This is a genomic window from Rhodopirellula islandica, assembly GCF_001027925.1.
Taxonomy (GTDB): Bacteria; Planctomycetota; Planctomycetia; order Pirellulales; family Pirellulaceae; genus Rhodopirellula; species Rhodopirellula islandica.
This window is the reverse complement of record NZ_LECT01000026.1, coordinates 136,203-148,016: the sequence shown is the minus strand read 5'-3', so window position 1 is coordinate 148,016 and position 11,814 is coordinate 136,203. Positions and strand designations below refer to the sequence as shown.

Sequence of the window (11,814 nt, the reverse complement as noted above, 5' to 3'; positions counted from 1 at the left end):
TTGACACGGAAAATGCGACGTTGATTTTTATTCTGTCCTACGCCCCAACGGGGCAGCCACAACCCAGGGCGTTGCCCTGGGCTGGCATAGGGCTGCCCCGTTGGGGCGAAGTCGAGGAACAAAACCTGCGCAGTCCAAAGCGGTGTCAATACCAACCTTTTGACAGTCCAGGCTAGCGCCCGTCGGCTGATCGTTCGATCTGCGAAATGGATGAAATCAACAGGCTGCCACGCCCCATCCCTGCACAAGAACTCGTTTGGTTTTCATCCTCTTGGTCTTGGCAGGGCGTGCCGTTTCGAAGTGCTGCGCATCACACTTCGTTTCGGGGGAGGTATCAGCATGCAGGAACACGCTGAAATGCGGCATCGATCATCTGCACGACCTCCTCGGGAGGGCGTCGAATCGAGCGTCTGCGTCGAAAAGGTTCGCATTTTGCCTAGCTCCCCATGTCTGCGTTGACACGGTTGGAACGAGTTTCCTAGTGTCCGCCCATGGTCTGCTTCAATCGTTCGTCCACACGACCGATTCCCCGTTCGCAATCGCCCGCTTTGGCGAGCGTTCGGTGCTGCGCCTCGCTGATCATGTTGTTGCTGTTGTGCTGCACTTCATCGGGGTGCATCACATCGCGGTATCTCGAAAATCGATCGATCCGCGAAAATGCTCTGACCAATTCGTTGCACTTGCTTCGGTGGCGCGGCCCCGAAATCAGTGTTCGGACTCAAAGCACACTGCGGCGCTACGGGCTGATTGAGACGTATCAAGACGACAGCCAGATCTGTCTGCACCGGTTGCAGGCACTCAACGCCCAGAACCCCGACACGGAATTGGCGTATGCCTTGTCCGAGTTGTCTTATGTCGAGGGCAAGATTGCCGATCGCGACGGGCGTTCCAGCGATGCAATGAATTATTACGGCATCGCGCTGACGACCAGCTACCGCTATTTGTTCGGCAACCAGTTGGGTGAGGTTCGCAATCAATACGACCCTCAATTTCGAGCCGTTTGCGATTTGTACAACGAGTCGTTGGAGGACCTGCTGCGTCTGTTGTGCGCTGAAAATCGCTTGCGCCCTGGCCAGACTTACACGATTCAAACGGCGAATCAAAAGTTCGTGATTCGCGCCGAGATGCGTGGTGCCTGGCAGGAAGACGAATTTGATCACTACGAATTTGTGAGTGATTACGACATCAAAACGCTGAACAATCGGCACACCACGTACGGTCTCGGTGTGCCGTTGATCGCTGTGCGGAAACCACGTGGCGAAGGCCATCCCGAAGAAAAGTACTATCCCGAAGGTTTGAGTTACGCGGTGACAGCGCTGCTGCGCTGTTCCACCGAACCATCGAAGGGGCGTGGCGGAACGGGAACAACCGGTGGCCTGGCGAACGTTGGTGATTTGGCTTCGGTGCAACAGGTGTCGCATACCGCCTCGCAAGCCAACGAGTTTGGTGCTGCGGATGAAAACGTGGTTTGCGTGTTGGAGTTCTTTGACCCGTTGCGAGCGAACCAGATTCAATTGGCCAATGATTGGGTGCCACTGGAAACCGATCTGACCACCCCGTTGGCGTTCTTCCTCGACAGTGAAGAGTATCGCAAGCGAGATCGAGCGACCGAAGGGTTGCTCGATCCAGACGACGCACAAGAGAAGCGTGGTCTGTACATGTTGGAACCGTACGATCCCAACCGGATCCCGGTGTTGATGGTGCACGGGCTTTGGTCCAGCCCGTTGACGTGGATGGACATGTTCAATGACCTGCGAAGCTTTCCAGAAATTCGTGAACGCTATCAATTCTGGTTCTATCTGTATCCCTCTGGGCAACCGTTCTGGATCAGTGCGACTCAGTTGCGCGGCGATCTGTTTGCGATGCGTCAAACGTTTGACCCTGCGGGCCAGGATCGGGCGATTGATCACACCGTCTTGGTGGGACACAGCATGGGCGGGTTGGTCAGTCGCATGCAGACGATCGACAGTGGCGATGACTTTTGGAATCTGGTCAGTGACAAACCCAAAGAGAAGCTTCGAGGTCCGCCGCAGGACATTCATAAACTTGTCAGCTCCTTGGAGTTTCGCCCGAACCAATCCGTTGGTCGGGTGATCACGATTGGAACGCCGCATCGAGGCAGCAACCTTGCCAACACCACCACGCGTTGGTTGGCCGGCAAGGTCATCAAATTGCCACGCATGGCGGTTTCAACCAGCACTCGTTTGACACGCGCCAACCCAGGATTCTTTCGTGACACGCGGTTGCTCACAGAAGCCAATGCGGTGGACTCGTTGGCTCCGGATTCACCGATCTTCCCCGTGATGTTGCGGGCGAAGCGATCGTCGCATGTGAAGTACCACAACATCATCGGTGTGTTGGACGATCCGCCGCTGTTGGCGGGACGGCATCACCGAGGGGATGGGGTGGTGGAATACTCCAGCGCGACGATGGAAGACACGCAAAGTGAGCTGGTGGTCGATGCGACGCACACCAAGTTGCATATGACGGGCAAAGCCATCTTCGAAGTGCGACGGATTCTGCTGGATCACCTCGAGGAGGTCGATTCCGAAGACCGCTTGGCTTGGGCACCTCAGTCCTCGACACCGTTGATGAGCGATGGAGCTTCGGGGATGATCACCGATGTAGCCCCCAATCTCTCCGGCGGGCGTCCGTCGGTCTATCAGCTGATGAGCAGCCCACCGAGCGAATCGTCTCGGCGGTAGTTTCTCTCCCAGAGATTTTGCGAGAAGGGATTTTCCTCGCTGCATTTCTCGATCGCAGATTTTGACAGTGTGGTGCGATCTTCCCTCCTGTCAGGCGGGTGGTTGGATCAATTGCCATCGCGTCTGGTTGGGGTGCGGCATTGTCCCCGTTGGTGTTGAATGGGGCGCCGTCGAGTCTGGATTGACGAGGGCTCGCAACCGGCACAGGCGTCCCATCCCGAATTTCACGCTCGCTGAATCCGCGTGCAGGGGATGGTTTCGCAGCGGCGAAAGAGGACGTTTGGACTAAACTGCTCATCCCGCGTGTCATCTCAGTTTCTTCCTTTCACTGTTGTTTTGATTCTATGACTGCTACCGCCTCTGCCCCCGCTTCGGAGCATCCTGCAATCGGTCCGGTTACGAAAATCTGCTGCATTGGTGCGGGATATGTGGGCGGTCCCACAATGGCCATGATCGCTCACCAGTGTCACGACATCGAAGTCAAAGTGGTGGACATCAATGCGGCTCGGATCGCGCAGTGGAACAGCGATGAGTTGCCGATCTATGAGCCCGGTCTCGATGACATCGTGAGAGGCCGTCGTGACCAGAATCTGATTTTCACGACGGAAGTCGATGAGGCGATTCGCGACGCTGACATGATCTTCATTTCGGTCAACACGCCGACCAAGACGTTTGGAGTGGGTGCCGGCCGCGCTGCCAATTTGGAGTTCATTGAAAAGTGCGCTCGAAAAATTGCCGAGGTTTCCGTGGGGCATAAAATCGTCGTTGAAAAGTCGACATTGCCCGTCCGGACCGCGGAAGCTGTCAAGGCGATCCTCGCGGAAGCGACCAGTGGCGCAACGTTTGACGTGCTGTCCAACCCCGAATTTTTGGCGGAAGGGACCGCAATCGATGATTTGCTGTCGCCCGATCGTGTTTTGATTGGTGGGGAAAGCGATGCTGCCGTGCAAGCTCTCGTGGAGGTTTACTCCCAGTGGGTGCCTCGCGAGAGAGTGCTGACAACGAATTTGTGGAGCAGCGAGTTGTCCAAGTTGACCGCCAACGCTTTCTTGGCTCAGCGAGTGTCTTCGATCAATTCGATCTCGGCACTTTGCGAGGCCACTGAGGCAGACGTGGACGAAGTTGCGATGGCGATCGGGATGGATTCGCGGATTGGTCCCAAGTTCTTGAAGGCATCGGTGGGCTTTGGGGGCTCGTGCTTTCAGAAGGACATTCTGAATCTCGTTTACCTCTGCGAGTACTTTGGGTTGCCCGAAGTGGCCGATTATTGGCAGCAAGTCGTGACGATGAACGACTACCAAAAGCGACGCTTTGTCCACCGCATGGTGCGGACGATGTTCAACACGGTGTCGGACAAGAAGATCGCCGTTTGGGGATTCGCGTTCAAAAAAGACACCAATGACACCCGTGAATCAGCGGCGATCTACGTTTGTCGCGATCTGTTGTTGGAAAAGGCTCGGTTGTCGATCTACGACCCGCAAGTCACCAAGGCGCAAGTTGTGGCGGACTTGGAAGCGGTTTTCCGGAATGGTGATCAAGAGATCAGTGCTGCCTCGCGTCAGTTGATCGAAAACAACATCGAAGTGGTCTCGGATGCCGAATCCGCCGCCAATTCCGCACACGCAATCGCGGTCCTGACGGAATGGGATGAGTTCGTCACGGCGGATTTCAAGAAAATCCGGGAAGGAATGCAGAAGCCGGCCTTCATCTTCGACGGTCGGAACACGCTGAAGGGGCTGGGGCTTGAGGAGATGGGGTTTGATTACCAAGGCATCGGATTCCGACGCTGAGTCGGTTCGGCGGACGCGGTGGGCCCATTCGAGCCAAGTCATTGACTTCCAGGTGGGCTGCATTGGACCGTTCAAGACGCTACCGTGGAGGGGGTTTTGCTTGGTCCCGAAGAGGTAGTGGCGGCGAAAGCCACGATATGAGCATTGAAAGGGGGATTAATCCTCTCCCGCTATTCGTTCAATTACAATAAGATCGGCGGCGAACATGGTTGCAAGATTGCTTGCAATTCGCTCTTTGTGAAAATGAAGGGTGACAAGAAGGGCTGGGATTGGTCCTTCTTTTGCAGAGGCATGAACCACGTTTGACCATTCAAGTCGCGCACGGTCGCAAAAGAATCGTGCGTCTGGTTTTCGCAACGAAGGGTACCGATGCAAGTTAGACTGCGAGTCCAATCGGGCAGCCACGAAGGCAAAGAGATCGAGGTCTCCGACAAGAGATTCTTGATTGGACGTAGTGAATCTTGTCAGCTTCGTCCGAAGAGCGAGTCGGTCAGCCGCCGGCATTGCATCTTGGCGATCAAAGATGGCCGCGTCCTGGTTCAGGACCTGAAAAGCCGCAATGGAACGTTCGTCAACGACAAACGTTTGCCAGCGGACAAAGCCAAGGTCCTGAAGGACGGCGACAACCTGCGTGTTGGCAAGTTGATGTTTTCGCTTGTCATCGAGCACGGTTTGCAGGCTGCGAAAAAGCCCGAGGTCAAAAGCGTTGCTGACGCAGCGGAGCGAACCAAGGAGAGTTCGAGCGACGACAGTCGCTTCGAAGATGTCGATGTCGATTGCTGGTTGGACGAAGCGGACGCAATTGATCGCGTTCGTAAACAAACCGACCCGGACACCCGCCAGTTTCGCCTGGATGACAAAGAGGGTGAGCAAAGCGACGATTTGTCCGTCGATGGCACGGTGATGATCGAAGACGTGCCTGGAAAGAAGCAGAACGATGACACTCGCATGTCGTCCGACGATGACACCAGCACGGGCTCGCGAGTCATTCCCCCCAAGAGCAAGCCTGGCAAGCTGCCAGAAGGGGCCAAGAAAGCACTCAAAGAGAATTCGCGAGACGCTGCCGACGATGCTTTGAAGCGTTTCTTTAGCGGCCGTTAAGGCATGAAAACAGTTTCGCTCGCGATGTTGTCCAACGAAGCCTTGGCGGATGCCTATCTGGGGCGTGATGCCCGGATGGATTCTGCTTTCACCGAGCTGTTTCGCCGTCATCGCGACTTGGTGTATCGCGTGTGTGTTCGCTGGTTGGGACATCATCAAGACGCCGAGGACCTGACGCAGGAAACGTTCCGCCGCGTTGCCGCGTCGATTCAGTCATGGGATCGAACCCGACCGATTGAACCTTGGTTGACCACGATCGCCGGCAACCGATGCCGGACTTTTTTGGCAAAGCAGCGAACCAAACCCCGGTTGTCGGGAATTGATGATTCGCACGTGGCCATCGCTGGAGTGGATTCCCCGGCCAACGGCATTCAAGCGACCCAGTCGCTTCGCGACGCGATGGAGTCCTTGGGCGCTTCGCCTCGGCGAGCGTTTGAATTGGTCCACTTTGACGGGATGTCTTACGATCAAGCTGCTCGCGTGATGGGCCATCCCGCGGGGACGATCAAGACTTGGGTGCACCGAGCGCGACTGCAGGTGATCAACCGCGTTCGCGAATCAGGAGGTGTCACGTGAGTCATCACCCCGTCTCTCCTGTCACCACGTCGTCTCCTGTCAAAACGCCCCCGGCGTCTCACGCTCTGGCGCCCGGTTCCGGTGGTGGGGGACCTGCCTGCGACGCGTTCGAGTCGCGTTTGAATCAGTGGATTGACGCGGACGCCGAAGCGGACATTGACAACGATGGGCATCTGATTGATTGCCAACATTGTCGGCAGACGCTCGCGATTTGGCGTCACTTGGAAGTCGGAAGTCAGGATCTTGGTGGCAACCTGAGCGCTGCGACGGCCAGGGTGTCATTCCGGCGATTGGCTGTCCGTTGGTCGGTGGCAGTCGCAGCCTGTTTTTTGGCCGTGATTGTTTTGCGGGCACCGGGCACTCATTTGTCGGTGGACCAAGCGAATTCTGGCGTGGGGACCACGGGCGATGGGCTACAATGGAAAGGTGCGTCACCCGTGCCCAGCCATTCTGAGTGGCTCGCGAAGGGGACCGTTGCGAATGCTCTCTCGGGGGAAGCTTTCGGCCTCCAAGACGAGGTGCTTTCGCCGAAGGGGGCATTGCTCGTGTCCGGTGAGGCGGCGGTGGATTCAACCTCGAGCCAGTCCTTGTTGCTGGCACAGTGGATCGCGCAGTCGCGTCCAACCGTCGCACAGCTAAGCGTCGGTGTCGCGCCGCTTGGCAGGACGCTGCAACGCACCGCCAATCTTTTCTACTGATTGCTTTCAACATTGAGTCCTCATGAATGACACCTTTTCAAACTCGGATGACAGGAAGGTGTCGAGTCGGGAGAAGAGGGGGCGTGTGAAAAGAGGCCGGGCGAAAGAAGGTCGCGCAAATGGCCGCGGTTCGGTGGTTCTCGTTGCGACGCTCATTGGGGTTGTGTTGGGCCAAGCGACATTGGTTCACGCGGAGCAGTTGATCTCACTGCGGAACGGCATGGTGTTGCGGGGCGTCTACCTGGAGGTCGCCAGCATGAACCAAAATGCGTTTTCGGCTGGCAATGAAGGCGGGATTCAAAACCGTCCCATTTGGGTTGTCGACGATGGGCTGCGGCGGACGTACGTGCACCGGCGAGGGATGGTCGCCGCCGAGCCACGCGATGTCCCCGACTTGCATGAGCGGATTGAATTTTTCCAGCCGGTGCCGGATGGGGGCGAGCAGGTCGCGTCCATCGGCCAGGCACTCGGGGTGACACCTTTCAATGAATTTGGGCGTCGGCGACTGACCGTGCGAGGTCCCTCGGGATCTCCGTTCGCGATCCTGCAAGGCATCACCGAGCTGACGGCGAAGTACGCGAAGGTGGAGGCGCTGAAGACGGACGACTCGATCAACCTGGACATGCGAATTGCGACGTCCAGCATCAGCAGCGATCAGTTGCGGGACATCTTTCGCCGGAACACCGATCCCAAGAATGTCGACGCGCGGCTTAACGTCGTTCGGTTTTTTGCGGAGTCAGAGCGTTACGCAGACGCCCGTCGAGAGTTGGTTCGGATCTTGGATGAGTTCCCCGACAGTGCGGACCTCAAGCCGATCGTGGGTCAATATGTCGAAAACGAAGCCAGGCAGTTGCTGGAGCAAGCCGAGTTGCGACGGGAGTCCGGTCAGCCTCAATTGGCTCGCGCGATTCTGGACCAGTTTCCAACGCGAGTTGTCAGTCGCGTGACGCAGGTCAAGGTCGCGGACTTGCTCGGTTCGATGGAGGAGACCCAGCAGCAGGTCGACATGGTCCACCAGCGATTGGCGGCCTTGGTGGGTGAGTTGCAGGAGCCGGTCCAGGATTCGTTGGGCGGATTGGTTGCCGAAATCAAAGCGGAGCTGTCACCGGAAACGCTGCCCCGGTTGAGTGACTTCATTCGGATGGGGGGCAACGCGACGATGGATCCCGAAACACGCGTGTCGCTCGCGGTGGCCGGTTGGTTGCTTGGCAATGGTTCCGGGGAAACCAACTTGAAAATCGTCTTGTCGCTGATCGATGTGCGATCGCTGGTTCGCGAATTTTTGGTGGAAGAGGATCCCGGCAAACGGCAAGAGATTCTCACGCGACTGTCTTCGTTGGAAGGCGCGCGAGCGGACTACATTGCGAAGATGTTGCCGTTGATGAAGCCGCCCATGATCGATGCGATTCAGTCGGACTCGTCCATCGTCGCGGATCCGTCCGTGGCAGGGATGTTCCATGTCGGGTTGGATCAAAATGGATTTCATGTGGCGCAAGCCGAGGATCCATCCGCGATTCCGCCTGTTTCTTACGTGGTGCAGTTGCCGCCGGAGTACGACCCCAATCGCACTTATCCCTGTGTGGTCGCAATGCATGCCGCCGGTGCGATCGCGGAGACGCAGTTGAATTGGTGGTCAGGAGTCCCGCAGCAAGCGTTTTTGCAGCAGAGTTCCGATCCAGATCGAGTGGTGGATGAATCGTCGGTCGAGGAACCCGAACCGCCCGCAACGATGAGGTTGGGCCATTCGATCCGGCATGGTTTCATTGTGGTCGCCCCGCGATGGACGCGAGGCGGACAAGGCGACTACGAGTACACGATGCGAGAGCACGACGCGGTGTTGAGTTCGCTGCGTCACGCCCTGCGTCACTTCGCGATTGATTCTGACCGAGTGTTCATTGGCGGGCATGGGCCAGGTGGCACCGCGGCTTGGGACATTGCGATCTCCCATCCTGATTTGTGGGCGGGCATGATCAGTATCAGCAGTCGGCCTGGCAAGACGCTGTTGCACTACAACGAGAATTCCAAGTACGTGCCCGTTTACATCGTCAAGGGCGACAAAGACGGTGTGCCGTTGCGAGATTTTGGTGCCATTTACGATCGTTACATGACTTACGATCACGATGCGATGATCGTTTTGTATCGCGGTCGCGGTTTGGATTTCTTTTACGAGGAAGCCGACCGGATCTTTGAGTGGATGAAGACGCCTGGGCATCGCCGTCCCGCGCCCCCGGATGAATTGGAAGTCGTTTCAATGCGAGAGGGCGATCGGTATTTTTGGTGGCTGGAATGGGACGAAATGTTGCCTGGGTTGTCCATCAATCCCGTTCTTTGGGCGGATGCGGAACGACTGAAAGCCGCCCCGGTGAAGGCTCGCGTGATGGCCAACAACGAGGTCATCATCACGCAGGCTCCGTCGGATTCCTACTCCGTTTGGCTGTACCCTCAGATGCCGCTGGATTTCAAGCAGACGATCACGGTTCGCTACCGCTCTCGACGGAAGGACTTCACGTTTGATCAATCCGTGGGGGTGATGCTGGAGGATGTGCGTGTGCGGGCCGATCGGGAGCGTCCGTTTTGGGGGAAGGTGCAAATCCCCTGATCACCGCTTCCCTTGCGGCGGTGCGGCGAGGGGAGGGGGGGGGTGTGTGGGCCAGCCCTTCGTCCAGGCCGGCCACGTAACAACTCAACGCGGCCCATTTGACTGGTCTACTCTGCCGGTGTCCGGTGGACTACCTTGGTAAGGCGTACTGGAACGATTGAACACATGATCGTCGCCGCGTGATCGTTGGACAAAGATATCCCGATTGAGACATCCTGGATGAATGCACCTGAATCAAATTCCGCTGCCATCGGTGAAGCGGACATCAACTTGCTTCATGACGCTCGTCGACGAGTGCTGGATGAGTTGGGGAAGATCATTGTCGGCCAAGAGGAAGTCATTGATGAAATCCTGATCTGCTTGTTCAGTCGGGGGCACGTTTTGTTGGAAGGCGTGCCTGGATTGGCCAAGACGTTGATGATCAGCACGCTCGCCAAAACCTTGGATCTGTCATTCAGTCGCATTCAGTTCACTCCGGACCTGATGCCTGCCGACGTGACGGGCACCGAGATCATGGAAGAGGATCGTGCGACCGGGCATCGCGAATTGCGATTCATGCCGGGGCCGTTGTTCGCCAACGTGGTGCTGGCCGACGAAATCAACCGGACCCCACCCAAGACGCAGGCCTCGTTGTTGGAAGCGATGCAGGAACGGCAGGTCACGGCGGGTCGCGAACGGCACCAACTCGACGACCCGTTTTTTGTGTTGGCGACGCAGAACCCGATTGAGCAAGAAGGCACGTACCCGCTGCCGGAAGCTCAGCAAGACCGGTTCATGTTCAAAATCTATGTTGACTACCCATCGTTTGATGAAGAATTTGAAGTGGCCAGGCGGACCACGGGGACCGCGGTGGCGGAAGCCCTGCCGGTTCTTCGCGGTGAAGAGATTTTGCGACTGCAACAATTGGTTCGCCAAGTCCCCGTCAGCGATCACATCGTGCGTTACGCGTTGTCGTTGGTCAGACAAACTCGCGTTGGCGGTGAGGGTGTGCCGGAGTTCGTGGAGGACCTGGTGGGCTGGGGAGCTGGTCCGCGTGCGGTTCAGTTCTTGATCCTCGGCGGCAAGGCTCGCGCGTTGTTGCAAGGCCGCCATCACGTCCAAGTGGAAGACATCCAAGCTCTCGCACCGCCCGTACTGCGTCACCGGATGGTGGTGAACTTCGCTGCCGAAAGTGAAGGCATCACCAGCGACGAAGTGGTCGCCCGAATCATTGACGCCACCCCGACGACCGAGGACGAATTGTCTCGCGATGCCCGATTCCAAAAGATATTTGCGTCCTGAGGTCACCGCTCGCATTCGCCGGTTGGAATTGACCGCCCGGCGAGTGGTGGAGGGGTTTCTTTCAGGGATGCACCGAAGTCCATACTTCGGCCAATCGATCGAGTTTCTGCAGCACCGCCAGTATGTTCCCGGCGATGAGTTGCGGCATATCGATTGGAAGGTGTACGCGCGTCAGGATCGGTTGCACATCAAGCAGTACGAAGAGGAAACCAACTTGCGTTTGCAATTGTTGGTCGACTGCAGCGGCAGCATGTCGTACGGCGAAGGCGATGAGAACAAATTTCAGTACGCGGCATCGTTGGCAGCGTCGTTGGCTTACCTAGCGCTTCGCCAAAAGGATGCCTGCGGGCTGTACACGTTTGACACGCAGCTTCGTGACAGTGTCCCAGCGAAATCGAGTCAGCATCAACTCAACCGAATGTTGACTTGCTTGGCGTCCGCCGATCACGAAGGCGAGACCAGGCTCGATCAAGTCGCCAAGCAGCTGGCCGCCGCGATTCCCCGGGCTGGTGTGGTCTGCGTGATCTCCGATTTGCTCGGGGTGGAGGAACTGCAAGAAGGTCTGCGAGTTCTGAGAGCTCGCGGGCACGATGTCGCGTTGATCCATGTTTTGCACGACGATGAGATGGACTTTGACTTCACGGGGGCGACCCGCTTCGAAGGCTTGGAGGTTGAGTCGGCATTGAATTGCAATCCCGCGGCTCTTCGGGAAGGTTACCTCGAGGCACTCGATGGCTTTCTAGAAAAGACACGGCGAGCTTGTGGCCGGTTGAAAATTGATTACCTGCAAGTCCGAACCAGCGAGCCACTGGATGCGGTCCTGGCCCGTTTTCTCTCGGCTCGGCAAGCTCTCCCAAAACTTCGCAATTGAGCTGGTGCATCCATGGAAAACAATGCAATCAGTGGCCTGTCACGACTTACTTTTAGGGTAGTGGACGAGGCGACGAGTCCTGAACTGGCGTTAAATCCAAGGACTCGTCGCCTCGTCCACTACGAACAATCCTCACTTTTAACTTTGACAGACCACTAGGCTCCCCGCCTGTGGAGTCGAAAACACAGGCTGG

The 11,814-nt window shown here is 57.1% G+C and carries 9 protein-coding genes; 8 read left to right on the top strand and 1 reads right to left on the bottom strand.

Annotation, left to right across the window (positions count from 1 at the left end; all coding sequences use genetic code 11):
• Nucleotides 1-478: 478 nt before the first annotated feature.
• Entirely contained in the window at nucleotides 479-622 is a 144-nt protein-coding gene (locus tag RISK_RS32235; RefSeq protein ID WP_160311448.1) for a hypothetical protein, read from the bottom strand.
• Between RISK_RS32235 and RISK_RS13645 the strand changes: the two genes are divergently transcribed.
• The 8 genes from RISK_RS13645 to RISK_RS13605 all read left to right on the top strand — a co-directional run bounded on the left by RISK_RS13645 (nucleotide 591) and on the right by RISK_RS13605 (nucleotide 11,621).
• Nucleotides 591-2,705, top strand: a complete 2,115-nt coding sequence (locus RISK_RS13645; protein WP_047814874.1) for an esterase/lipase family protein — start codon at nucleotides 591-593, stop codon at nucleotides 2,703-2,705. The two genes, RISK_RS32235 and RISK_RS13645, sit on opposite strands and share 32 nt — an antisense overlap.
• Before the next feature lie 344 nt (nucleotides 2,706-3,049).
• Nucleotides 3,050-4,495, top strand: coding sequence for a UDP-glucose 6-dehydrogenase (locus tag RISK_RS13640; RefSeq protein ID WP_047814854.1), 1,446 nt, complete (start codon nucleotides 3,050-3,052; stop codon nucleotides 4,493-4,495).
• Nucleotides 4,496-4,864: 369 nt separating this feature from the next.
• Nucleotides 4,865-5,596, top strand: coding sequence for an FHA domain-containing protein (locus RISK_RS13630; RefSeq protein ID WP_047814853.1), 732 nt, complete (start codon nucleotides 4,865-4,867; stop codon nucleotides 5,594-5,596).
• Nucleotides 5,597-5,599: 3 nt separating this feature from the next.
• Nucleotides 5,600-6,172, top strand: coding sequence for an RNA polymerase sigma factor (locus tag RISK_RS13625; RefSeq protein WP_047814852.1), 573 nt, complete (start codon nucleotides 5,600-5,602; stop codon nucleotides 6,170-6,172).
• Nucleotides 6,169-6,870 carry a hypothetical protein gene (locus RISK_RS13620; protein WP_236696277.1) on the top strand — a complete coding sequence of 234 codons (702 nt, stop codon included), beginning with the start codon at nucleotides 6,169-6,171 and terminating at the stop codon, nucleotides 6,868-6,870. Before RISK_RS13625 ends, RISK_RS13620 begins: the two co-directional genes overlap by 4 nt.
• A 163-nt stretch (nucleotides 6,871-7,033) precedes the next feature.
• Nucleotides 7,034-9,469 carry an alpha/beta hydrolase gene (locus RISK_RS13615; RefSeq protein ID WP_236696280.1) on the top strand — a complete coding sequence of 812 codons (2,436 nt, stop codon included), beginning with the start codon at nucleotides 7,034-7,036 and terminating at the stop codon, nucleotides 9,467-9,469.
• Between the two features lie 219 nt (nucleotides 9,470-9,688).
• Complete coding sequence (locus tag RISK_RS13610) at nucleotides 9,689-10,750, top strand: AAA family ATPase (RefSeq protein ID WP_390173933.1); 1,062 nt, start codon at nucleotides 9,689-9,691, stop codon at nucleotides 10,748-10,750.
• Nucleotides 10,740-11,621, top strand: coding sequence for a DUF58 domain-containing protein (locus RISK_RS13605; RefSeq protein ID WP_047814849.1), 882 nt, complete (start codon nucleotides 10,740-10,742; stop codon nucleotides 11,619-11,621). Before RISK_RS13610 ends, RISK_RS13605 begins: the two co-directional genes overlap by 11 nt.
• Nucleotides 11,622-11,814 lie beyond the last annotated feature (193 nt).

Excerpts from the sequence above, each read along its gene's own strand:
- RISK_RS13610 (WP_390173933.1), top strand. The coding sequence starts at position 9,689 with ATGAATGCACCTGAATCAAATTCCGCTGCCATCGGTGAAGCGGACATC.
- RISK_RS13625 (WP_047814852.1), top strand. The coding sequence starts at position 5,600 with ATGAAAACAGTTTCGCTCGCGATGTTGTCCAACGAAGCCTTGGCGGAT.
- RISK_RS13640 (WP_047814854.1), top strand. The coding sequence starts at position 3,050 with ATGACTGCTACCGCCTCTGCCCCCGCTTCGGAGCATCCTGCAATCGGT.
- RISK_RS13630 (WP_047814853.1), top strand. The coding sequence starts at position 4,865 with ATGCAAGTTAGACTGCGAGTCCAATCGGGCAGCCACGAAGGCAAAGAG.